18 protein-coding genes, 1 tRNA gene and 1 pseudogene are annotated in these 23129 nt (G+C 62.6%); 12 read left to right on the top strand and 8 right to left on the bottom strand.

Annotated features, from left to right (window positions below; translation table 11 throughout):
- From BP869_RS09355 to BP869_RS09345, 3 genes are all read left to right on the top strand, one after another.
- Nucleotides 1-413: PKD domain-containing protein (locus BP869_RS09355; protein WP_342679004.1), on the top strand; the 413-nt coding region annotated here is incomplete at its 5' end.
- Nucleotides 414-441: 28 nt separating this feature from the next.
- A complete protein-coding gene (locus tag BP869_RS09350; RefSeq protein WP_342679002.1) occupies nt 442-867 on the top strand; it encodes a hypothetical protein in 426 nt (141 codons plus the stop codon).
- Nucleotides 864-1328 (top strand): DUF2240 family protein, encoded by a 465-nt coding sequence (locus BP869_RS09345; RefSeq protein WP_342679000.1) that lies wholly within the window; start codon nt 864-866, stop codon nt 1326-1328. The genes BP869_RS09350 and BP869_RS09345 overlap by 4 nt, the downstream gene beginning before the upstream one ends.
- A gap of 7 nt (nt 1329-1335) precedes the next feature.
- Here the strand turns inward: BP869_RS09345 and BP869_RS09340 are convergent, their stop codons facing one another.
- Nucleotides 1336-1740, bottom strand: a complete 405-nt coding sequence (locus BP869_RS09340; RefSeq protein ID WP_067048537.1) for a 30S ribosomal protein S6e — start codon at nt 1738-1740, stop codon at nt 1336-1338.
- 70 nt (nt 1741-1810) lie between these two features.
- A complete protein-coding gene (gene infB / locus BP869_RS09335; RefSeq protein WP_342678997.1) occupies nt 1811-3619 on the bottom strand; it encodes a translation initiation factor IF-2 in 1809 nt (602 codons plus the stop codon).
- 283 nt (nt 3620-3902) lie between these two features.
- Here infB and BP869_RS09330 point away from each other — a divergent pair.
- Nucleotides 3903-3975: transfer RNA gene (locus BP869_RS09330), tRNA-His, on the top strand.
- Nucleotides 3976-4491: 516 nt separating this feature from the next.
- Here BP869_RS09330 and BP869_RS09325 read toward each other — a convergent pair.
- The 3 genes and pseudogenes from BP869_RS09325 to BP869_RS09315 all read right to left on the bottom strand — a co-directional run.
- Complete coding sequence (locus tag BP869_RS09325) at nt 4492-6804, bottom strand: hydrophobe/amphiphile efflux-3 (HAE3) family transporter (protein ID WP_342678995.1); 2313 nt, start codon at nt 6802-6804, stop codon at nt 4492-4494.
- A gap of 49 nt (nt 6805-6853) precedes the next feature.
- Nucleotides 6854-7186 carry a hypothetical protein gene (locus BP869_RS09320; protein WP_342678993.1) on the bottom strand — a complete coding sequence of 111 codons (333 nt, stop codon included), beginning with the start codon at nt 7184-7186 and terminating at the stop codon, nt 6854-6856.
- Between the two features lie 577 nt (nt 7187-7763).
- Nucleotides 7764-8036: pseudogene (locus BP869_RS09315) on the bottom strand (SLC13 family permease); the annotation flags it as partial.
- A gap of 173 nt (nt 8037-8209) precedes the next feature.
- On the opposite strand from BP869_RS09315, the gene BP869_RS09310 reads away from it, so the two are divergent.
- The 5 genes from BP869_RS09310 (at nt 8210) to BP869_RS09290 (ending at nt 12375) form a co-directional block, all read left to right on the top strand.
- Entirely contained in the window at nt 8210-8953 is a 744-nt protein-coding gene (locus BP869_RS09310) for a TrmB family transcriptional regulator (protein ID WP_342678991.1), read from the top strand.
- Nucleotides 8954-9074: 121 nt separating this feature from the next.
- Nucleotides 9075-9749: an NAD(P)/FAD-dependent oxidoreductase gene (locus tag BP869_RS09305; RefSeq protein ID WP_342679136.1), complete on the top strand. Its 675-nt coding sequence runs from the start codon at nt 9075-9077 to the stop codon at nt 9747-9749.
- Nucleotides 9750-9807: 58 nt separating this feature from the next.
- Nucleotides 9808-10623: an FHA domain-containing protein gene (locus BP869_RS09300; RefSeq protein WP_342678989.1), complete on the top strand. Its 816-nt coding sequence runs from the start codon at nt 9808-9810 to the stop codon at nt 10621-10623.
- A gap of 25 nt (nt 10624-10648) precedes the next feature.
- Complete coding sequence (locus BP869_RS09295; RefSeq protein ID WP_342678987.1) at nt 10649-11971, top strand: serine/threonine-protein kinase; 1323 nt, start codon at nt 10649-10651, stop codon at nt 11969-11971.
- Nucleotides 11972-12078: 107 nt separating this feature from the next.
- The gene (locus BP869_RS09290; RefSeq protein ID WP_342678985.1) at nt 12079-12375 is read left to right on the top strand and encodes a hypothetical protein; all 297 of its coding nucleotides are present in this window, start codon (nt 12079-12081) and stop codon (nt 12373-12375) included.
- Between the two features lie 16 nt (nt 12376-12391).
- Here the strand turns inward: BP869_RS09290 and BP869_RS09285 are convergent, their stop codons facing one another.
- A complete protein-coding gene (locus BP869_RS09285; protein WP_342678983.1) occupies nt 12392-13813 on the bottom strand; it encodes a PAS domain S-box protein in 1422 nt (473 codons plus the stop codon).
- A 107-nt stretch (nt 13814-13920) separates the two neighbouring features.
- Between BP869_RS09285 and acs the strand changes: the two genes are divergently transcribed.
- Both acs and BP869_RS09275 read left to right on the top strand, forming a co-directional pair.
- Nucleotides 13921-15813 (top strand): acetate--CoA ligase, encoded by a 1893-nt coding sequence (gene acs / locus BP869_RS09280; RefSeq protein WP_342678981.1) that lies wholly within the window; start codon nt 13921-13923, stop codon nt 15811-15813.
- 4 nt (nt 15814-15817) lie between these two features.
- Nucleotides 15818-17053 (top strand): L-lactate MFS transporter, encoded by a 1236-nt coding sequence (locus BP869_RS09275; protein ID WP_342678979.1) that lies wholly within the window; start codon nt 15818-15820, stop codon nt 17051-17053.
- A 93-nt stretch (nt 17054-17146) separates the two neighbouring features.
- Here BP869_RS09275 and BP869_RS09270 read toward each other — a convergent pair whose 3' ends face one another.
- A complete protein-coding gene (locus tag BP869_RS09270; protein WP_342678977.1) occupies nt 17147-20653 on the bottom strand; it encodes a lectin like domain-containing protein in 3507 nt (1168 codons plus the stop codon).
- A gap of 413 nt (nt 20654-21066) precedes the next feature.
- Between BP869_RS09270 and BP869_RS09265 the strand changes: the two genes are divergently transcribed.
- On the top strand, nt 21067-22494 hold the full coding sequence (locus tag BP869_RS09265) for an aldehyde dehydrogenase family protein (protein WP_342678975.1): 1428 nt from the start codon (nt 21067-21069) through the stop codon (nt 22492-22494).
- An 8-nt stretch (nt 22495-22502) separates the two neighbouring features.
- Here BP869_RS09265 and BP869_RS09260 read toward each other — a convergent pair.
- A partial coding sequence (locus BP869_RS09260; protein ID WP_342678973.1) for a HAMP domain-containing sensor histidine kinase occupies nt 22503-23129 on the bottom strand: 627 nt, incomplete at its 5' end.

Here is a 23129-nt window from a genome sequence, read left to right as displayed (position 1 = left end):
CGTACACGGTGAACCTGACCGTCACAAACCCCTATGGCAACGACACCCTGCGCTACCCTGGCCTTGTCACGGTGACACCCCCTCTCCTCCGCGCAAACTTCTCCGCGAATGCCACCACCGGGGTGGTCCCGTTCGCGGTGCGGTTTGCCGACGCCTCGGTCGGTTTCCCGACCTCGTGGTCGTGGGAGTTCGGCGACGGGAACCTCTCGACAGACCGTCACCCGGTCCATGTCTACAGGGTACCCGGGACGTACACGGTGAACCTCACCATCTCCCGAGGGCCAGAGAACGCCACATTTGAACGGTCTGACTACGTAGCGGTGACGGCCCCCCTGATCCTCTCTTCTTCGCCTGTACCCTCCGATCGTGAGGCGGGGATCCGGGATCTGACCTTTCAGGAGCGATCAGCATAGATTATTAGATCCGATCGCCCATACGTCTATGATGCGCAGAGTTTACTACCGCTTCCCGACGCGCTTTGATCTCAATTTCACCCTGAGTTCGCCATTCGGGCAGGCCCTCGTGTATGTCGCGGCCCTCCACCGCACCCACACCACCTGCCGGCAGGGTGATGACCTCTACAAGCGCGATATCCTCCTTGAGCTTGCCGACGACAGGACGCGGTTCCTCCCCCTTGACCTCATCCCCGCCCTCGCCAGCGAGGTGACAGAGTCCGCGGACTTCAGGTTCTCGATCCATGAGACCCTCCTGCGGCCGGAGGGCAGGCGTCCGGTCTCGGAAAATATATTCTTGATGAGAATCGTCGACCGCGGCCCGCAGTCCGAGGTCTTCGTTGTCAAGGAGGGAGTGGCCGGTTCGATGGATGCGATGGATATCCGAGAGATCCTCAAGGGTGCCTGCGATTGAGCCTCCAGATCACCGTCGCGGCCCCCTTCAAGCAGATGCACCTAGGGGAACTCGAAAAGAATCAGTTTGTCTTTTTCCTTGCTCTGGACAGGAAGTGGCTGAACGTCGAACAGGCGAATACAGTCCTTCGCCTGGGAGAATCCGCCGGACTACTCGGTTTGAAAGGCGGGAAGGTCGTCCCGCTCTTCGACCTCTCCTCAGTCACGATCCCCCTCGGTTTCAGGCCCGGCCCCGAGGTCTTCGAGGCGCCCGATCCGTTGCGTGATCTCATCGCCAGGATCGCGTCGGCGACCGGCAGGGACGCGAGCGAGGTGACTGCCGGGATGAACCGCGTGATCGAGGGGGAGTTCGACGGCAACCTCAGGCCCGAAGCAGCGGCCGTCCTGCTTGCTCGCAGGTACGGTGTTGCATGGCAGGATCTCCTGCCTGCTCTCCGTGAAAGTGTTGTCCGGGAAAAATAGATTTTTTTTAGTTCTCTGCAGCCTCTTCGCCGCTCTTTCCGAGGAGCGCATCGATGGGCTGCGCACCATACTGGGCAACGACGGCGTTGATCTGGACGAAGTCAGCGGTGATCTCGTTCCCGCGGACCGATTTTCTCTTCCTCTGTCCCTCGTGCTCGGGGTGGAAGCCGACGCCCTCGGAGAGGAGGATCCGCCTGCGGCCTGCGCCCGGCAGATCCTTCCTAGCGGCGATCCCGGTTCTGTCCGAGCCGCCGGTGATCTGGATGGTGTATCCGGCGAGGCCAAGGGGTGCGCCATCGACCTCGTTCCCGATCTTCTTCCCGATCAATGCCGATGCAGCCGCCCCGCTTGCCTGGATATTGTAGGCGCGGCTTGCCTTCCTGTCAGATACGACAACCTTGAAATCAACCATTATCTCTGACTCCTTCTCATCCTGATGATATCAGACGTGACTATAAAATTGGATGATATCTATATTAAAACTACTTCCCCCAGAAGGGATTTTCCTTTCTCCGCATCAGGGTGTACTCATCGAGTACCTCACGCATACCTGGTTTGAGGCTCCCAAGCATCTCCTTTTCGAGCACCTTGACGTGGTGTTCGGGGATCTCGGCGTATAACTCGTCTTTCTCGCTGATCTGCCTGCCAACTGTCGCCCCCTCGATCGAGACCGCGACCTCCGCGCCGGCGTCGGCTTCAGGGACGTTCTCCCCTCTGACCTGAATATTTTTCAGCTGGCCAACCCTCTTGCCGTCCCTGCGCATCAAGTACACGCCGCTCCGCAGTTTTCCCCCGAGCACTCTGACGCCGACGACGGCGGGGTTGCTCTGTCTGAAGACGCACCCTTCGAGGATGACGACTTTTGCCGGCAGGATGATGTGCTCGAAGCGGGCAGCTTCGATCTTCCTCTTCTGCTCCTCGACCCACTCGGTATAGTCCTCGATGAGCCGGTAGATGACGTTGCCTGTAAAGGCGGTCACCTTGTTTGCCGGGTCTTTGAGGATATCGAGGGCGTCGGGGAGGATGGCGGTGTTGAAGGCGAGGAGGACGGCGTTGAGGGACTCTTTGACCGTCCCAACCTCAATGAGGTCGTGGCGAGAGACCGGGCCAACCTCGGCCTTCATGATAGGGATATGGTGGTCTTCGAGTTCCTTTGCCAGCGCTTCGAGGGCGCCGATGGTGTCGGCCTTGATGGTGATACCCTCCTCGGAAAGGGCGACATGGATCTCCTCGACCTCCCGCCTGACCTCCTCGTTGATACCTTCACGATCTTCGGCCGCCGGGATCACCCGCAGGGGCGAGCCCGCGATGACCCCTTCGAGGTGGGGTGCGGAGACCTTGATGCCGGCGGCGGCGGTGACCGACTTCACCCGCTCGAACCTGTCCTCGACAAGGATCTCAGACATCGGCCGCGGCTTGAGAAGGGACCGCACCTTGGGGTTGATCACGCCGTCTCCTGTTGCAACCGCGATCTCGTCCCCGATCCCGAGGGTACCGTCATAGAGGATGACATCGAGGGTCATGCCGAGGCCCCGTTCCTCCTTCACTTCGAGGACCGTGCCCTGGCCGGGGCCGTTGACCGAGACGGCGAGCTCCTCTGTCATGTAACGCTGGGCAAGCCCGATGAGCATCATGAGAAGGTCGGGCACGCCCTCGCCTGTGATCCCGGAGACCGGGACGATGGCGATGTTGCGGGCGAAGTCGCTCACCCTGTCGTACCGCTCGCAGTTGAAACCTTTCTCGGAGAGTTTGCCGATCAGTTCGTAGGTCTTTGTCTCGAAGATCTGCTTCACGCGGTCGCCCTGCGTTTCGAAGGTCTTTTTAAACGGAGCGTTCTTGTTCACCCGCCAGCCGTGGATCCTGTCGATCTTCGTCGCCGCAACGACGAAGGGTGTCTTGTAGGTTCTCAGGATCTCGAGTGCCTCGATGGTCTGCGGCTGGAACCCCTCGTTGATATCCACCACCAGGATCGCCATGTCAGCGAGGGCGCCGCCGCGGGCCCTGAGTGTTGTGAAGGCCTGGTGGCCCGGGGTGTCGATGAAGAGCAGGCCGGGGATGTTGACCTGCAACTTCTGGAAGGCCCCGCCTGTCTTTGCAATGGCGTCGAAGGGGACAAGTGTCGCTCCGATATGCTGGGTGATTGCGCCGGCCTCGCCGGCGGTGACCGACGATCCCCTGATATAGTCGAGGAGCGAGGTCTTGCCGTGGTCGACGTGTCCGAGAACGCAGACGATTGGCGTCCTGATCCCGGATCCCTCTGTTTCCTGTGATTGTTTCTTTTTCTTGGCCATTTCCCGCTCCCCCGTCTTCCCGGTATGACGCGCCTGACCCGGGTGGTGCCCCGATATCTGGCCCTGTCCCCGGATCCGGCAGTGATGTGTTGTTGCTTCGGGAAAAAACCTGTCTGCTGTCGATGACGGGTTTTGACTATATTAGGATATCTCACCCTATTAATGCTCTTCCGCCCCCGCGCATGCTTCCCGGAGTGGTATGTCGGGGTTGTATCCGGGCGCCCTGCCGCCGGTTTCTACGATAGGTTAATCTGTAGTTCCATACAACATAGTAGAGGTATTTGCCGGGGTGGGGTAGTTGGTCATCCTAGGGGACTGTGGATCCCCCGACCCGGGTTCGAATCTCGGCCCCGGCCCTCTTATTTTTGAACTCGTTTCTCCGGGTTTTTTTGTGTCTTGTTTTCCTGATCCTAACATTTGATTTCATGGCCGTGGAAAAATTTTGCAGGGATATTTCATAGCGCGGCTTTTTAGAAACCATCATACTCTCACCGGGGGACTACGCAGAAAATCAGAGATTTTCTTGTGCTCACTCCGTTCGCAGCCCCCGGACCTCGAAAATCACAGATTTTCTCGAACTCGCTGGCGCTCGTTCCCTGCTCTGGATTGGGTCGGGAAAGAGCGAAGAAGGGATTTAGAAAAGGGGATTACCCTCTCCCCTCTATCCTAACGTGGGGGGATCGGGGGGTGAAACCCCCCGGCCAGGCACTCCAGAACAGGAATACTAAAGAATCCGAAAAATTTAATCCTTTTTTTCTGGCTCACTTCGGTCGTTCCCGCTCCCATCAGGCCCTTAAACAGAAATTTTCCCGGGGCCTTCCATCGTTCATATCTCTCGCGGGGCGTGCCGTGAAAAAAAGATATGGATCTCTTCATGCCGCCGGTGCGGCCGGGGCGCCCTCTACCGGTCGGCGGTGGGTGAGGCGGTACATCAGGGAGAGCACGGCCGGCATCACCAGGATCGCCCCCATGAGGGAGAAACCGACGGTGATCACCGTCACGATCCCGAAGTTTGAGATGATGTTGAAGGCCGAGAGGGTGAGCGCCGAGAAACCGAAGACCGTGGTCATGCCCGAGACCGTGACCGCAGTGCCGATCTTCTGTACGCTCGTCTGGATCGCCTCGTAGATGTCGAGGCCCCGTGCGAGTTCCTCCTCGCACCTCTCCATGATCAGGATCGTGTACTCCGAGGCGACACCGATGGTCATCGACCCCAGGGTTGCGGTCATCGGCGTGTAGTCGAGGCCGAGGAGGTACATGATCGCCCCGTTCCACCCGACGATCATGACGATCGGGATGAGCGGGGTGACGGCGTTCACCCGCCTGTACACAAGGAGAAGGAAGAGGAGAATAAGCCCGAACCCGGCAAGGACCATCAGCGTCTTCGACGTCGCGATGTCGTCCATCAGGGAGGCGAACATCTCGGTGCCGCCGGTCACCCGCACATGGATTCCCGGCGGGGCCTCATTCCACTCGACGTCCTTCTCCACGTTCATGATCATCGTCCGTGCAACGTCGAGTTCCATGTCTGTGGTGGAGAACTCCATCACCGTCTCCATCCTGCCGTTGAGATACCTGTCCTTTGTATCGGTCGGGATGGCGGCGAGCACGTTCTGGACCTCGCTTTCCGTCTCCGGCAGGACGCCGCCGTTGTACCGGGCAAGGAGGGTGGCGATGCTCGTGACGCCGGTGATCTTCTCGTTCGTCCGCAGTTCGTACTCCCCGAAGCCCTGTATCCATTGAAGAGTCTCCATGTCCAGAACATTGTCGCCGGTCACGACGACCGGGACCGTGTCTGTCGCCCCCATCGTCCGCGTCACCTTCTTCATGTCCTGAAGGGCCGGCATGTCCTGCGGGACAAAGGTCTCCTCGTCGGCATTGATCGGAACCTCATTGTCCATCTGGATGCCGATGGCCGCGACCAGGCAGAAGACGAGGAGGATCGGGACCGGGTTCTTCGCGATCCCGAGGGCGATCTTCCCGAGAAGATGGTTGTACCGCTCGATCAGGGAGCCGCGAGAGCCTTCTTCATGTGCGGGCTCCTTCTCACAGCCCTTCCAGTCGAGTTCGCAGGCCTCCACGTTGTCGAGTTTCCCGGCAGGCGTCTTTGCCCTGTACTTCACGACCATCCCGAAGAGCGGGACGATGACGAGGGCGGCAAGATAGCAGGAGGCGACGCCGATCGTGCAGACGATGCCGAAATCGGCGACCATCGGGACCGGCGCGACGAACATGGCGATAAAGCCGAGTGAAGTCGCCACCATGGCGATGAGGACGGACGGGCCCGACCTGGTCACGGTGGCCCTCACCGCGTCGGCGATGGTCGCATGCTGCACCTCCTCGTCGAAGCGTGAGTGGAACTGGATCGCATAGTCGATCCCGATCCCGATGAGCACCGGGAAGGCCCCGATCACGGTCATGGAGATCGGGATGCCGACAAGCCCCATGAACCCGAAGGTCAGGATCAGGCCGCCGGCCACGATTGCGACAGGCAGAAGGCGGTACCTGACATGGGAGAAGAGGAACGTGACGGCAAGAACCATCAGAAGCATCGCGGCCATGATCAGGATGCCCATCGACTGGCCCATCTCCTGTCCCATCTCCTGTGAGAAGGCCGGGCTTCCGGATACCGTCACCGAGACACCTGCAGGCGGTTCTGAGACGGCGATCGACGCCCTGACATTGTCCAGCACCTGTTCCTGCACGGTCGATGCGACGCCCGGTTGAATGGTGATGCCGACGATGGTCATCATCATCGAGGGGAGGTAGCGGTCGAGGGTTCCGGGCGGAGCTTTCTCAATGACGGCGTTCACTTCGGCCCGTGAGTTGGGCATGGTCCCGTTGTTCGCCTCTTTCATCAGGTCGGGCACGCCGGCGACTGAATCGACGTACTGCTCGTTCCTGATGTCGTCCTCGACGCTCCCGATATAGGCGAGGACGTCGGGATCGGTGACGTCGTCGCTCTCGAAGATGAGCATGATGGCGTCTGAGCCATAGGTGTCCTTGTAGTGGGCGAGCATCGCCCCTCGGGGCGTGGTCTTGTCGATGTACGTGTCGTCGCCTGTCGCCATAGTCACCATCGAGAGGCCGAGGAAGGCGAGCATGAACACAGCCGCGACGACTGCCATGACAGCGAACGGACGTGTGGTGATGGCCTCTGCAAGGAGGTCGTAGGGTGATCTCATCAGTGTCTCCTGTCTGTTTTTGTGAGGGTCTGGGTCTATCTGTGTATTCTCAGGATTGGATGCAATAATCGGTGATGATCGAGAGGGTCATCAGGTACGCGATCTCCTGGTCGCTCATCCCTGCTGTCGGCATACCCCACTCAAGAGCAGTCTCTCGCAGCCGTACTGGATCGGTGATCACGCATCTGTTCCTGATGCTCTCTGTCTGAGGGAGGATTTCCCGTGCGAGAGAAGGGAAACCGCCCCCGGCAGTCCCCTCCTCCATGCCCTGGAGGTGGAGGATCTCGACGGCGACCTGGCAGACGGCGGGCGGCATGAACCCTGCCTCTTCCCAGACCCGTGAGGTCTCATAGCAGTATGCCCGCCCGCCGGAAGGTTCCACTGAGAGCGTTTCTCCAGATGTCGGCTTTGTTTTCTGTGTCTCCTGGGAGCGGATCATCTCTGTCTCCTGATCATCACGCGGGCCGTTGCTATATCAGTCTGGTGCAACTGGTAGGGGTGTCATCTCTGCAACCCGTGTGACCGGTGGGTCTTCACATCACGACGGATTGGGTAAAAAAGGTTCCTGATCCCGACAGATCTCATCATGCTCTTGTGACAGTGGGCCGGAAGGTCTGATTTTATACGGCGGAGACTCTCTCCTGTTTCCTGGCCTGCGCGGCGGTCCTGTGGTGCGAAGAGGTGGCCGGGAACGCACCCTGTGTCGATAGGTGAAGGCTGCAGAATGCTATCCCGGTTTGGTTCTCTGCTGGATTGGAGTTTAGGAGGTCGGGAGTACATTGGTCCAGCGCTCTGGTGCCGGATCCCCGGCGTTGCCTCTTCACGCTTCGATCTGAGTCGTGTGGCTATATATTCGTGGTGAAACCAAAAATAGTTGCATTTTGGGTGTTTTTGATAGTGTTCACCTCATGAACATCATCCACAACATGCCGAGGCCGATCGCCACCGTCACCATCAGGCGGGCTCCTTCCGGCGCACTTTGTGGTCCTGATCGCGATATATTCGAAGAGGCCGCTGTTCCGTGCGGTGTTGACGATGATCATCATCCTCATCAGGAGGAAGATCGTGCCGAAGTCGATGTGGTGAAGGAGGCTATCCCAGGGGACGATGCCGAGAGAGACTACGACCGCGGCGCCGGCCATTGTGGCGACGGCTCGGTGAACCCTTTCATCGATGATGAGGGCGTACGTAACGAGAAAGACAAGGACTGCTATACGTTCGGTAGTCATCATGGTGTGCTGCTCCGGAATCTGCAGGCGAAAGCCTGCGGTGTGGAGGCGTGCCGGGAGATCCGGCCGTCGTCTCCGGTACATTTTCTCTCGAAGTATCGCCCCTCAATGTGGTGCAACTAATGGGAGTTTCAAAAGCGATATGCTGAAGAGCGTGCGGCACGAACAGGTGAGCAATGACAGACGAGATCGTCCTGCAACTCCGCACCCTTGGACTCAATGAATACGAGGCGAGGGTCTACTCAACCCTTGTCGGCCTCCAGAGGGCGACTGCACGGGAGATCCATGAGGCAAGCAAGGTGCCTCGGGGCAGGATATACGAGGTTCTTCACGACCTGGCACAGCGCGGTTTTGTCGGGGTGGAAGACGGATCGCCTGCCCGTTACCATGCCGTCGACCCCGACGAGGTGATCGACCACATCAGGGACGAGTACCTTGCCTCCCTGGAACAGACGAGGACAGCCCTCAAAAGTATCTCATCGGCCGTCCCTCTCCCGCCGTCGCCCTTCTACATGCTCAGGAGCGACTGGGCGATCGAGAACCAGATCCAGTCTGTCTTCAGGAAAGCGAAGGAGCGCATGGTCCTCATCTGCCAGGACCCCTCCTTTCTCAGGAAGAACCTGAAGGCTCTGAAGGCCCTTCAGAAGAGGATCGATCTCTATGTCCTTGTGGGGGATAGAGAGATGTTCTCCAGGATCGACCTCCCGCTCGTCGAGGGCGATGGGATCGTGGCGGATCTCCTGGCCTGGCAGACCACCCCTCCCGGCGTTTACACGCGGCAGGAGTGTTCAATCCTGGTCGACAACGGCGAAATTCTCACTATCGGCTTCTCGGGCGCCGAAAGGTTTGCGGTGATCGGTTCAGAGACCCCCTTCCTGAGATACTTCCTCCTCTCCCTGATCGAGCATATGAAGAGGTGACGGCCGGGGCCGTCCCGACCATGCTCTCTCCGCATGCTGCACCACTATTATATTCTCGCAGGATTATACTGGCCCGAGGCTTCTGTCATGGCATGCCATGGCGAAGGGGAGTTGATGTATGATGGAAGACGGACCAAGAGGCGCGATTCTCCAGCGTGACAGGAAGACCTATGCGATCGTCCCGAGGACGCCGGCCGGGCTCGTCGCCCCCGAGGACCTGGAGAACATCGTCAAGGTCGTGCGGCGGTATAATATCCCGGTCATCAAGATGACCTCGGGACAGCGGATGGCGCTCGTGGGGATGCAGGAGGAGGATATCGACAATATCTGGAAGGAACTCGGGATGACCGTCGGGGAGGCGACGGCGCCCTGTCTCCACTATGTCCAGACCTGCCCGGGGACCGAGACCTGCAAGTACGGCGTGCAGGACTCCCTCGGCCTCGGGCTGAAACTCGAGGGGGTGAACCAGGACCTGAACCTCCCCGCGAAACTGAAGATGGGGGTTTCAGGCTGCCCGCGCTGTTGCGGGGAGAGTTATGTGCGGGACATCGGGCTGATCGGGACTGCGAAGGGGTGGACCGTGACCTTCGGTGGGAATTCCGGAGGCCGCCCCAGGATCGGCGATGTGGTGGCAAAGGACCTCCAGGTCGATGAGGCCGTCGGCATGGTGAGGCGCCTTCTCGAATACTACCGCGACAACGGGAAACCCGGCGAAAGGACACCGCGGTTTGCCGAGAGGGTCGGTATCGAGACGATCCGTGCCGCCATGCTCGGCCTGGCGCCGCCCCAGACCTGACCTCTGCCGGGGTTTCTCGAATCTCTCTTTTTTCCCCGAGCCGCGCGGGTTATCTACCATGCTGTCCTCATACTCCCTGATGACCGACGGCGATCGCACCCTCGTCTCAGGCGCCGACCAGGACTTTCTGGAGGAGCTCTCCGACTATCTGGACGTCCTCGGGAACCCGACGCGCCTGCGGATCCTGAAGATCATCGAGCACACGCCGCGGGATGTGCGGGAGATCTCCCGGGCGATAGGGACAAGCTACGAGAACACGAAAAAGCACCTGGACAAACTCCTCCTTGCCGGTCTCGTGAAGAAGGAGGCGGGTTTCTCGGGGGAGACCGCGACCGGCGTCCATCCTGTCTGGAAGTACTCCCTGGTGCCGGGAGGCCTGGAGACGGTCATCCAGAACCTCGGGATCTTCGGGAATCTCGGGATCGCGGCCGACGCCCAGGGGGTATCCCTCCGCCTGAGGGAGATGAAGGACCGTGTCTCGGCGGCCTTCTCCGGCGGCACGCCTGCCGTCCTTGTCGTCGGCGGCCCCGACGACGGCCGGGCCTTTCCTCTCACCGGCACGCGCTGTGCCGTCGGCCGAGAGGATCCGGAGGCCGCCCCCCTGCAGGGGTGTGCGGTCCCCCTCTCCGCGGCATATGCCGCGGTCACCCGGGTCACCCGCCCCCACTGCCTGCTGACCCTCTCCGGCGGCGTCTGGCATGTGGAGGACTGCGGGAGCACGGGCGGAACGGCGGTGAATGCCGTTCCTCTCCGGCGGCACGAGCGCCGCCCGCTCTCCGACGGCGACCTCATCGACCTGTCCCGGGGGCCGCAGGGGGCACGCCTCCTCTTCACCATCCCCCTCCCTGCCGATGGTCAGGATCGCCCGTCTTAATATCCCCGGCCACCTACCTCATTGCATGCGGCGGTGGATCATAACCTGCGTTCTTCTTCTCGTCCTCTGTGCCGCCCCGGCGCTGGCGGCCCATGACACGTCGGGGAAGGGGCAGCATGGTCCTGGCGGAAACAACAGCGCCCCCGACGACCGCGGCCCGGCGACGGCACCTGGCCAGGTGAAGGAGGAGAGGACGCCCTTGCCTGATCCCACCCCTGATGTCGTCCCCGAAACGGCGCCGCCCACTCAGTCCCCGACCTCTGTGCCCGAGACGACGCCGTCGCCCCTGCCGACCTCTCTCCCTCCTGCCCCTGCTGAAGAGAGCCCGACGTCTGTGGAGACTACGCCGATGTATGCGTACCTGCAGGCGGCGACCGGAGAGGGGAGAGGCCCGCCTGAGACGCGGGAAGAAGGCTTCGACCCCCTCTTGGCCGCGGCGGCAGGTGCCGGTGCGGCGGCGGTCGGGGCGTACCTCCTCTACCGCATCAGGAAAAGAAAACCCGACACCGACAGCGACCGCACCGTCCTCGTTGCCCCGGACGCCTTCGCTGTCCCGGGTTTCCCCCCTGCGCTCATGGAAAAGTACGGCGACGTCTCCCCTGTCGGCACAGGCGGGACGGCGCAGGTCTATGCGGCAGTCAGGCGCACCGACGGGGAGAGGGTCGCCGTCAAGGTTCCCCTCAGGGCCGACGAGGCGACGGGACGGTGCTTCCTCAAGGAGATCAGCCTCTGGAAGGAACTGGTCCACCCGAATATCGTCCGCGTCTGGTCGGTGAACATCCTCCCCGTGCCGTACGTGGAGATGGAATATCTCGAAGGCTCCCTTGCCGACCTCACAAAACCCCTCTCGTCGGTGGAGGCCTGCCGCATCGCGTCCGGCATCGCAGAGGGCCTTGCGTGTGCCCATGCCCACGGCATTGTCCACCGCGACCTCAAGCCCGGCAATATCCTCCTTGCCGCGGACGGCACGCCGAAGATCGCCGACTGGGGGCTCGGCAGGCTGATCGGCGACGGCGACGAGACCGCGGCACCGGGCTTCTCCCTCAGGTATGCCGCCCCCGAACAACTCGCCCCGGGGCGGTACGGCCCTGCCGGTGCACGGACAGATCTCTACCAGCTCGGTGTCGTCCTCTACGAACTCCTGACAGGCAGGCTCCCGTACGATGGCGACGGGCCGGGCGAGTACTCGGCCGTCGTCCTGGAGGGGGCGCCTGTCCCCCCCTCGAAGGTCGACCTGGCCCTTGCGCGTTTCGACGCCCTCCTCCTCCGGTGCCTTGAAAAAGACCCGGAAAAGAGGATATCGTCGGCCGGGGAGTTCCTCGCCGCGCTCGGTGCGGTGGAATGCTGAACCGATCGGTTCAAGCTCAGAACCGCCTCCATTTTCTTTATTTATCCCTCCGGCCGCCGACCTATGGCATGCAGCTGCCGAGGGATCGGCAGCACGGAGGAGACACCATGACCAGAAAACTTATGATCGGAGCAGCCCTTTTGCTCTGTCTCGCCCTCGTTGCGGTGGCACCGGCCGTCGCATGGGGTGGTGCAGGCGGACAGGGCTCTGGCGGCAACCAGGCCGCATGCCAGAACAGTGTTCAGGGGAATGTGTCTGCGGGCACCTGCCCCAATGCCGCGGACGGCACCTGTCAGCAGTACCAGTTCAGGGGCCAGTCCCAGAATGGTACCTGCTCTGGTGCCGGCGTCTGTGACGCCACCTGCGACCAGACCCAGACCCGTCAGCGGATCTGCTGGACCTGAACCGGGAAATCTACATCTATTTTTTCGACCTCTCCGCGCCCCCGACCTCGCGGGCGATGGAGCAAAAGTACATCCTCCCGGCAAAGCGCACGAAGGTCCGGGAGACCTCGACCTTGAAGACGGTGCCGTCCTTTCTCCTGTGGACCGAGACGACTCTCTCCCTCTTCCCGGGCTCGGCCCGTGCCCACATCTCTTCCCACTGCCGTGCGGTGATCGAGGGGTTGAGGCCGAAGATGGTGACCGCGAGGATCTCGTCCTGACCGTAGCCGAGGAGGCCGCATGCCGTCTCGTTTGCCTTGTAGATCCTGCCGTCCCGGTCGAAGAGGATGATCGAGTCGGAGGCGTGGTCGAAGGCGAAGGTGGTGAAGAGGAGCTCGCGCTCGATCTCCTCCTTCTCCGCGAGCACCTTCAGGAGCGTCCTGTTCGCCTCCTGGATCCCGGTGGTCCGCCCGGCGATGAGGCGTTCCATGTTCTCATGGTACTGCTCCAGCTGCTCCCTGCACTGTTGCAGTTCGGTGATGTCGGTGCCTGCCAGGTGGTAGCCCCGGGCCCTCCCCCCATTCCCGAAGATACCCCTGACCTGCCACCTCTCCCAGCCGAGGGTGCCGTCTGTCCTCACCGATCTGACCTCCAGCGCCGTGGTCGGTCTCTCCGGGGTGAGAGAGATGAGCGCTGCCTTCATGCGCTCTCTGTCGCCGGGCGGGAGGAGGGGGAGGAAACGGAAACCTATCAACTGCTCTCGTGTCCGGCCCGCGTACCTGCAGAATGACTCGTTGACGAATTCGAGGGTGAGGTCGGGTCTGGTATGGAGGACAAAGCCGGGTAGGTCCGCGGTGAGCGCCTCGTACTGCTGCCGCGAGGCCTCCAGCGCCCCTGTCGCCTCCCTGCACGCGGTCTCGTCGATGAGCACGATGGCGCACCCGTCCTTCCCGGTGTCGAAGACCACCGGGACGAGGTGGACGCGGAGGTGGCGCCGTCTCCCGCGGATCACGGTCGCGGCCGGAAAAAGCGCCTGCGTCCCCTGCACGGCCTGACGGCACCGTTCAAGGAACTCGGGGGTCGTGAAGAGAGAATAGGGGAGGTCCTGAACCTTCTCGCCGTACAGCACTTCCAGCGGGCATTCGAGGAGGTCGAGGGCGCTCTGACTCACCATCACCACCTCGTCCCGCCCGTCGACGACGACCGCCGGGTGGAGGGAGAAGTGGAGGAGGGCGGCGACTGGCATCCTCCGCGCGAGGAAGCAGGTCTTCGCGGTCCCGACCTTCCTGATGTCTGCCTCCCCCTTCTGGACGAGCATGTCCAGGTGCTTTGCGGCCGTGTTCCTGTGGAGGCCGAGGGCCCCCGCGATCTCGGTGATGGAGAGCCCCTTCGGGTGTTTCCTGAGGAGTTCCCTGATCGCGATCGCGTCATTTGTCCTGTCTGCTATGCTGCCCGGCATATGCACTGCATATGTGTTGTGCAGAGCGAAGATTTATCATTATCTATCATGGAGATCTCTATCTATGCACAGCAGAGTGGCCCGGGCAGGCCCGGGAGGTGATGTCGATGGCAGAGACATTTGACGTGAAACTTGCCGGCAAGGTCTACATGCCCGACCCCGCGTACCGGGAGCGCTCCTGGTTTGGGGACTGGGAGACGGCGTACAAACGCTATCTCGACGACCCCGAGGGCTTCTGGGCAGGGATAGCCGGGGAACTGGAGTGGTTCGCCCCCTGGCAGACGGTGCGGGAGTGGGACAACCCCTATGCCCGCTGGTTCACGGGTGCGAAACTGAACGTCACCCACAACTGTCTCGACCGCCACGCCGCCAGCGAACGGCGGAACAAGGTTGCCCTGATCTGGCGGGGCGAGGACGACGAGAACGAGCGTATTCTCACCTACCGCCAGCTCCACCGCGAGGTGATGCGCTTTGCGAACGCCTTGAAGGGCCTTGGCGTCGGGAAGGGGGACACGGTCTGCATCTACATGCCCCTTGTCCCCGAGCAGGTCGTCGCCATGCTCGCCTGCGCCCGTATCGGGGCGGTGCACAGCATCGTCTACGGCGGTTTCGGGGCCTCGGCCCTCAACACCCGTATCCGCGACGCACAGGCGAAGATTGTCATCACCGCCGACGTCGGCTTCAGGCGGGGCAAGAGGGTGCCCTTAAAGACCATCGTCGACGAGGCGGTCGTGAACGCCCCCTCTGTCGAGAAGATCGTCGTCCTGCGGCGGACAAAACCCGAGATCGAACTCTTCTCCGAGATGGAGGTGGACTTCGAAGAGATCATGGCGGCAGCCGCACCGTACTGCGAGCCCGAAGTGATGGACGCCGAGGACCCGCTCTTCATCCTGCACACGAGCGGGACGACAGGCACACCGAAGGGGATCGTCCACACCTCTGCCGGCTACATGGTCGGCGCCTACTACACGACGAAGTACGTCTTCGACCTCAAGGAGAATGACGTCTACTGGTGCACCGCCGATCCCGGCTGGATCACCGGCCACTCATACATCGTCTACGGTCCTCTTGCCGCCGGCGCCACCGTTCTCCTCACCGAGACGACGCCCGACTTCCCTGACCCGGGCATCTGGTGGCGGATCGTCGAGGACTTTGGCGTGACTGTCTTCTACACCGCCCCGACGGTGATCAGGATGTTCATGCGGTTTGGCGAGGAGTGGCCGGCCAGGTCCAACCTCGACACCCTCCGCGTCCTCGGCTCTGTCGGCGAACCCCTGAACCCCGAAGCCTTCGAGTGGTTCTACCACAATGTCGGGAAGGACCGCTGCCCGATCGTGGACACCTGGTGGCAGACCGAGACAGGGATGCACATGGTCACGACGCTCGTCGGCGAACCGATGAAGCCAGGTTTTGCCGGCCGTCCTGTCCCGGGCGTGATGGCCGACGTCGTCGACAGGGAGGGCAACCCTGTCCCCCCCGGCATCGGCGGCCTCCTTGTGATCAGGGAGCCCTGGCCCTCGATGATGCGGACGGTCCACAACAACGACGAGCGCTACCGGAAGTACTGGACGACCGTCGACTCCCTGTACACCGCCGGCGATCTGGCGGTGAAGGACGAGGACGGCTATATCATGGTCCTCGGCCGGGCCGACGACATCATCATCGTCGCCGGACACAATATCGGCACCGCGGAGGTGGAGTCGGCCCTTGTCTCCCACGAGGCGGTCGCCGAGGCGGCGGTGATCGGCGTCCCGGACGCCGTCAAAGGGCAGGCGGTCAAGGCGTTCGTCATCCTGAGGCAGGGCTACAGGCCGACTGAGAAACTGAAGGGCGACCTCACGTACCATGTGCGGATGAGCCTCGGCCCGATCGCGATGCCGGCCGCGATCGAGTTCGTCGACTCCCTCCCGAAGACCCGGAGCGGCAAGATCATGCGACGCGTCCTGAAGGCGAAGGAGATGGGTATCGACCCGGGAGACATCTCGACACTGGAGGACTGAAGCGGTGGCCGGCGAGGACCTGACGATCCTGGGCATGCGGGCCGAGCAGGGGCGCTGGGCCCTTGTCCTCACCGGCATGCTCATCAACCTCTGCCTCGGCTCCATCTACTCCTGGAGCGTCTTCGTCGCCCCTCTGACCGAGCACTTTGCCGCGGCCGGGACGGCGGTGACGGCGACCGGGATCCTTCTCCCCTTCTCCGTTTTTCTGGCATGTTTTGCTGTCGCCATGCCCCTGGCCGGGCGTTTCATCGAGGTGCGGGGGCCGCGGGTCGCCACGGTCGCGGGCGGCGTCCTGACGGGCCTCGGGTGGCTGCTCGCATCCTATGCCGGTTCTGTGCCGATGCTCGCCCTGATGTACGGCGTCGTCGGCGGCTTCGGCGTCGGGATCGCCTACGGCGTCCCGGTGGCGGTGGCGGCCCGGTGGTTTCCCGACAGGCGGGGGCTTGCGGTCGGGCTCACCGTCCTCGGCTTCGGCTTCTCCGCCTTTGTGACAGCGAACGTCGCCGGTGCTCTCATCGGGGCGGTCGGCGTGATGGAAACCTTCCGCGTCTTCGGCGTCGCCTTCATCATTCTCCTTACCCTCTGCGCCCTGCCGCTCTCCTTCCCGCCGTCCGGGTGGATGCCGGAAGGCTGGCACCCACCCGACGGGGGAGGGGGTGCGGCCTCCGAGTACAGGCGCGAGGAGATGGTCCGGACGCCTGCCTTCTTCGGCCTCTTTGTCTGCTACTTCATCGGCTGCCTCGCCGGGCTGATGGCGATATCCATCGCAAAGCCCGTCGGCACGGGCGTGGGGATCGAACCGGCCCTGGCGACCGCGCTTGTCGGTTTCTTCGCCCTCTTCAATGGCGGCGGCCGACCTGTCTTCGGCGCCCTCACCGACAGGATCTCTCCCCGGAGGACGGCGATACTCTCCTTCGTGCTCATCGGGGCGGCGTCCGCGGCGATGTGGCTCTCCCCGACGGCATGGACGTACGTCCCTGCCTTCGCCCTCCTCTGGGGATGTCTCGGCGGGTGGCTTGCGATCGCCCCGGCCACCACCGCCCTCTACTTCGGGACATCGGACTATCCCCGCTCCTATGGCGTGGTCTTCCTCGCCTACGGTGCCGGTGCCATCGCGGGGCCACAACTTGCAGGCTATGTGATGGCGGCGACAGGGAGTTATCTGGGCGTCTTCCCGGTCGTCACCCTCCTTGCGGCGGCCGGGTGTGCGGTGGCGTGGGTTTTCCTGAGGAGGCCGTGAGAGGCGGTCTCCCTATTTTTTTGGGGGGGCGGGCTGCCGGGGATATCCCGGCATCTCCCTGCCCTGCGTATATTTTTAGAAAAAAGAGAGGTTTCATCTCCTCTGTGCAAGGAGAAGGGCGGCAAATGCGGCCGCGAGGGCAGGGATGAAGAGGGCGACAGGGCTTTGCTGCGGGGTTGCGGGGACGCCGGCGGACGGTGCCCCGGTAGGTGTCTCTTCGACGGCAAAAGTCCGGGCCGATGCCCCCTCCCTCTCCGTTTTCTCGGCAACGGCGATCGCGAAGTACGAGAAACCCGGCGTCTCCGCCACGTACAACGCCTCGCCGCTCTCCTCCTTCACGAACCTCGTCTTCAGGGAGGTCCAGGCGCCGTCATGATACCTGAGGAGGACGACATCGTGCGTGCCGGCACCATGGTCCTCCATCCATGCGAGGGGCACGGTGAAGGAGATCTCGCCGCCCGTGAGATCGGCGGCGGTGACATGGAAGAGGAGGATCTTCTCGTATTCGTAGACCGTGGTCGCAGGCGGGGGGATCGCGGGGGGCAGGTCCGTCTTCTCGGCGACCACTATGGCACTGGTGAGGTCGGCGACCGAGGTCAGGTCGATCTTAGAGAGTGCAGACTGGCCCTTCACCGGATACGAGGCCTCGTGGGAGGAGGCGTCCTGGTCCATGGGAGAGTAGGACGCGGGGAAAGCGCCTCCGCCTCCACCACCGCCTCCGCCTCCGCCTCCGCCAGCGGGCGCTGGTGCCGGTGCGGGCGTTGGGGTGGGTGTCGGTGTGGGTGTGGATGTCAGCGTCGGCGTGGGCGGGAGAGCGCCCACCAGATAGTGGTCGGCGGACTGGATCAGCGGACAGGTATCGTTGATGCCCGCGACGGCGTACGGCGTCTCCCCGATCCCGTCGCCGTCGGCGTCGGTGCCTGCATAGTCGTCCCAGAAGTTGCCGAGGGCGTGTGTGAAGTAGGTACCGTTATACCGGTACGGGAACGGTGCGGTGGAGTTCAGGGCGACCTGACCCTCAAGGACGAGGTGGCCGCCGGTGTTGTTTGCAAAGGTGTTGTGCCAGAGGGCGGTCTCGTCTGGACTCCCGGCGGCAAGGAGTGCACCCACCTGGTTGTCGGCGATGATCGAACCGGTGACGACGGCCGCGGTAGTGTTGAGACAGGAGATCCCCGCGTACTCGTTGCCCACGAAGGCGGAGGCATTGATCGAGAGGTCTTCCGAACCCGCGAAGAACGCTCCCGCATAATTGCCGGTGGCCGTGACATTCCTGACGGTGACGGCGGTCGAGTTGAAGACGACGAGGCCGACATAGGTGCCCGAGAGGGTGAGGTCCTCCACGGCGATGTTCCGGCACCCGATCAGGTACACCATGCCGGCATCTCCGGGCACGACCGCGTCCTCCCGTCCTGTCCAGACATAGACCCGCTTGCCGTCGACGGTGTTCGTCCCGTCCACCGTGACCGTGCCCTCATAGCCCGGTACGGGGACGAAGCGGAGGTTCCACCTGTTCCCGGTCATCGTGGTCTCTGACACCTCGCCGTCCCGCACACCCTCGAGGTTCAGGCCTGCACCGGCGTTTCCGTCGGCGACGCAGCCGGTCAGCGTAAAGGATCCGGCGGAGGTGACAGCGATCCCGTCGGCACCGCTGCCGGAGACATTGCACTGGAGCAGGGCGGTCCCGGCGGTTCCATTGACCAGAATGCCGGTGCGGCCGGCATTCTGGACGTCGGCACCGATGACCGAGGTCTGTGCCGCCTCCTCAAGAGCGATGCCGTCCTCGCTGCAACCGGTCACCGTCAGGTCCATGAACGTGGCGTTCTCGCCGGTGACCACGACGCCGTCGCGGCCGCCGGTGAGAGTGATGCCCTGGACGGTGATATTCGCCCCGGTCAGGGTGAGTACGTCCCCGCCATTGCCGTCAATAACAGGGTCGCCGCTCCCGACGAGGGTGAGCGGCCTGTCGACGACGACATTCTCTTCGTACACGCCGCTCCTGACAAGGACCACATCGCCGGGGAGGGCGGCGTCGACGGCCGCCTGGATGGTGGCATAGTCCTCGGGCACGCTGACGGGATCGGCCGTGAAGGCCTTGATGCAGATATTGGTGTCAGGGAAGATGGTGGTGAGGTCGTCCCACTGCACCCCGTCGGCGCTCACAAAACTCTCGCCGGCATGGGCCGTGGCCGCGCCCGAGTAGTCGGTGATCGGCATCTCGACGACGAGAGGATAGGTGTCGGTCGGGGCGGTGAGTTTGAGGGTCACCGAGAATTTCTGGTCCGGGACGAGGGGCACGGGGGCGGCGAGCGGGAGGGTGTGGTAGCCGGGGAGTGTCATCGTCCCGTCTGCGGCAGAGACCAGACGGGAGGTGCCGCCCTCGATGAGGTGGACGCTGGCCTCATACGCCGTGCCGGGTTCGCGGGTGAAGAAACTCACCGCCTCCAGGCCCTCGTAGCGCTCTGCGGTGAAGACATTCCTGCCGTACATCGTGGTCGAGGCGCCGGTGCCGACGCTGGTGGTCCAGCCAAGGGGGTCGTACTGGTAGATGTGGTCATGGGTGCCGATCGGTTCGCCGGTGAAGAGCACGGCCGCGTCTGAGCGACCGTTGCCGATATACGCCGTCTCCGGGTGCTGGAAGCGCCCGATACTCCGGTCATAATACGAGATGTAGAAGTAGCCGTTGTCCCCTGACGTGGTGCCCCACGAGTTCCTGGCGATGAAGGCGCCGTCGCCGGCCGGTCTCTCGACGAAGTTCGCCGCCGGGTAGGTATCGTTCCACCCGACGAGGAGGATGGCATGGCCGCCATCGATCTTTGCGGTGCTATTCTCGGGGAAGTAGTATGTCGTGGCCTTCGGGCCGAAGAGGGTATAGTTCACCAGGAAACCGGCATAGAGGCCGCCCTCATCCCTGATCGTCGCCTTGATCCGGTCGTTGTCGAGGGGGCCGTCACGCGGCGGGAGGAAGGTGACGTTCTGCACCTGCATCACCGGCGCAAGGTCGGCGGGCGATTCGTTCAATGGCACGGGTAGTAAATAGGGGTCGTCTACCTCGTCCACCGGTCCCGACCACCGGGCGAGGTAGGCCGTTGCCATGAAGGCGTTGCCGCCGCTGCAGGGCCCCCCGTCGAAGCTGTGGGTGTTCTTCAGGTTATTTTCCGAGAGGTCCCACTCACCGAAGCCACCGGTGAGGAACGCGGACTCCAGGGACCCGAGGGAGGCGAAGGCCCAGCAGGACCCGCACTCTCCCTGGTCCTTCACCGCGGTGACGCGGCCCTCGTCGGCGAGGTTGAAATAGGACTCGGAGGGCGGTTCGGCCGTCGCAACGACGGAACCATCAGACCAGACAGGGGTGCCGGGCGCAGGGATCAGAGTGTTCGGATAGAGGGGATGTTCGTCGTCTGGCGTCCCGGGTGCGGGTGCGGGTGCGGCCGCAAGGAATACGGACGCCTCGGGAGGTGCCGCCTCCTGCTCATCCATATACCTGACAAAGTCAGGGTTCAGCGGGGCGGTCTCAATATCGACGGCCGCCGCCCCCTGTACACCCTGGAGGACAAGACACAGGCAGAGGAGGAGTATGATTGGCAGGTGCTGGTTGGTCATGGTGCTCATCTCCGGCTGATCAATAAAAATGGGAATATCTGGTAAAAAATCGACGGATTTACTTTAAAAATAAAATATACACAATAATTGTTCAATGTTGGCTGGATGAAAAAACAGAAACTTGGATATACTACGATATCAGAATAAACCGATTTTCGGCCCTTACGCCCCGATTGCACAGGCCGACAGAATATAACAAATATCTTGGATAACAGGAGATCTTATGCATTTCATTTCACAGGAAAATACATTATGTCGCTCATAATGAGTGATAAGTCCCCATAAGGGCACTATAATAAGAAAAAACTCCTGCGCGTCGCATTATCCCGAAACCGAGAGACCCACGTTTTTCATCTCGATAACCCGAACGGCGTGCCGAAACCTCCATATCCCGGACTGCACCATCCCCCTTCATGACAGACCCTCGACCCTTCCTTGTCGGCGGGGAGTGGCGGGCGAGCGAGACAACCCTTGACGTCCGTTCTCCCTACGACGACTCCCTCGTCGGCACCGTCTGCCTCGCCGGGGCGACAGACATTGAAGACGCCGTCCGCTTCGCGCAGCACGGTTTCGGCCGGGCCCGGAGGCTCCCGACGCATGAACGGATCCGTGTGCTCAGGCGCCTTGCCGGTTTGATCGATATCTGGAAAGATGAGATCGCGGAGACGATCACCCGTGAGGCCGGGAAGACCGCCGCCCTGGCCAGGGCCGAGGTGGAACGCGCCGTCGAGACCGTCCTCCTCTCCGCCGAGGAGGCGGGGCGGATCTACGGCGAGGTGATCCCCCTTGACCTCACCCCTGCCGCGGCCGGCAGAACCGGTTATCTCCGCCGCGTCCCTCTCGGCACGGTGCTTGCGATCACTCCCTTCAACTTCCCCTTCAATCTCGCCTGCCACAAGATCGGTCCGGCGGTCGCCGCCGGTAATGCCGTCATCCTCAGGCCATCCTCAAAGACCCCGCTCTCCGGCCTTATTCTGGGCGAACTCCTCGTCGAAGCAGGGTACCCCGAAGAGGCCGTCTCGGTCCTCCCCTGCACCACCGATATCGCCGAGTGGATGGTGCGGGACGGCAGGATTGCATACCTCTCCTTCACCGGCAGCCCGGCCGTCGGCTGGCACCTCCGCGAGATCTCCGGGAGAAAGCGGGTCGGCCTCGAACTCGGCGGGAACGCCGCGGTGATCGTGGACGCGGACGCGGATCTCCCCTATGCGGCGGAGAGGATCGTGCAGGGAGGTTTTTCCGGTGCAGGTCAGGTCTGCATCTCTGTCCAGCGGGTTCTCCTCCACCGGTCGGTGTATGCACAATGCCTGGAGATGATCCTGGAACGGACCGGCGCTCTCAGGATCGGCGACCCCCGTGACCAGACCGTCGACGTGGGCCCTATGATCTCGGAGGAGGCAGCGGCCGCGGCCGAAGAGAAAGTGCGGGAGGCCGTTTCAGGTGGTGCGACCGTCCTCGCCGGGGGGAAGCGGGCCGGCACACTCTTTGCGCCCACCATCCTCACCGACACGCTCCCGACGATGCGGGTGAATGCCACGGAGATGTTCGCTCCGGTGATCACCATCACGCCTTTCGATGATTTTGCGGCCGCCCTTGCGCTGGCGAACGACTCCCCCTTCGGCCTCCAGACCGGCATCTTCACCAACCGCCTCGAACGCGCCTTTCATGCCTTCGATGAGTGCGAGGCCGGCACCCTTGTCGTCAACGACGTCCCCACCTTCAGGACCGACGCCATGCCCTATGGCGGGGTGAAGGCGTCCGGGCTGGGAAGAGAGGGGCCGAGGTATGCGATCGAGGGGATGACCGAGCCGCGGCTGATGGTCCTGAACAGGCGGGGGTGACCCGACCCTCAGGCCGGGTCCGGGACAGTCGGCGGCTTCTGCACTATCCGGTATCCGTCCTTTTGAACCTGGATCTCAAAGCGTGCACCTTTTTCGTATTCTCCTGTCTCCCTGATCTCGATGCCGGTGATCTTCAGGATCTCCCTGCAGAGGAAGAGGCCGAGGCCGGTGTTGTTCCCGTACCCCCGCCTGAAGATCTTCTCCTTCTCGCCTTCTCTGACCCCGATGCCATTGTCCTCCCAGACGATGGTCAGGCCTCCTTCCTCATCTATCCTGGCGGTGACCCTGACCTCCGTGACCCGGATCCCGTGTCTGACGGCATTGTCGAGGAGGTTGTAGAAGACCCGCCCGAAGAGGGGGTCGGCGTACACCTCAAGCCTCCGGATCTTCGTTGTGATCGTGATGTCATCCTGCCTGAGCCTGGCGACCTGCCACCTGACGTCGAGCCACTGGGGTTCCCGCACGCCGAGGTCCTGGTAGTCGCGGGCGAACTCCAGCTGCTCCCTGATATTCTGCGCCGAAAATTTCATCCGGCCGAGGCTCTCCATGACCTCCGTTTCCCTGCACTCCTCCTCGGCGATCTCCAGGTATCCGAGGAGGACGGTGAGCTGGTTGAGGATGTCGTGGCGGGTGAT

The sequence above is a fragment of the Methanofollis sp. UBA420 genome (assembly GCF_002498315.1).
In the GTDB taxonomy this organism is placed as follows: domain Archaea; phylum Halobacteriota; class Methanomicrobia; order Methanomicrobiales; family Methanofollaceae; genus Methanofollis.
This window is presented reverse-complemented; position numbering and strand designations above follow the sequence as displayed.

Excerpts from the sequence above, each read along its gene's own strand:
- BP869_RS09350 (WP_342679002.1), top strand. The coding sequence starts at position 442 with ATGATGCGCAGAGTTTACTACCGCTTCCCGACGCGCTTTGATCTCAAT.
- BP869_RS09340 (WP_067048537.1), bottom strand. The coding sequence starts at position 1,740 with ATGGTTGATTTCAAGGTTGTCGTATCTGACAGGAAGGCAAGCCGCGCC.
- infB (WP_342678997.1), bottom strand. The coding sequence starts at position 3,619 with ATGGCCAAGAAAAAGAAACAATCACAGGAAACAGAGGGATCCGGGATC.
- BP869_RS09325 (WP_342678995.1), bottom strand. The coding sequence starts at position 6,804 with ATGAGATCACCCTACGACCTCCTTGCAGAGGCCATCACCACACGTCCG.
- BP869_RS09310 (WP_342678991.1), top strand. The coding sequence starts at position 8,210 with ATGACAGACGAGATCGTCCTGCAACTCCGCACCCTTGGACTCAATGAA.
- BP869_RS09305 (WP_342679136.1), top strand. The coding sequence starts at position 9,075 with ATGGAAGACGGACCAAGAGGCGCGATTCTCCAGCGTGACAGGAAGACC.
- BP869_RS09300 (WP_342678989.1), top strand. The coding sequence starts at position 9,808 with ATGCTGTCCTCATACTCCCTGATGACCGACGGCGATCGCACCCTCGTC.
- BP869_RS09295 (WP_342678987.1), top strand. The coding sequence starts at position 10,649 with ATGCGGCGGTGGATCATAACCTGCGTTCTTCTTCTCGTCCTCTGTGCC.
- BP869_RS09290 (WP_342678985.1), top strand. The coding sequence starts at position 12,079 with ATGACCAGAAAACTTATGATCGGAGCAGCCCTTTTGCTCTGTCTCGCC.
- BP869_RS09285 (WP_342678983.1), bottom strand. The coding sequence starts at position 13,813 with ATGCCGGGCAGCATAGCAGACAGGACAAATGACGCGATCGCGATCAGG.
- acs (WP_342678981.1), top strand. The coding sequence starts at position 13,921 with ATGGCAGAGACATTTGACGTGAAACTTGCCGGCAAGGTCTACATGCCC.
- BP869_RS09270 (WP_342678977.1), bottom strand. The coding sequence starts at position 20,653 with ATGACCAACCAGCACCTGCCAATCATACTCCTCCTCTGCCTGTGTCTT.
- BP869_RS09265 (WP_342678975.1), top strand. The coding sequence starts at position 21,067 with ATGACAGACCCTCGACCCTTCCTTGTCGGCGGGGAGTGGCGGGCGAGC.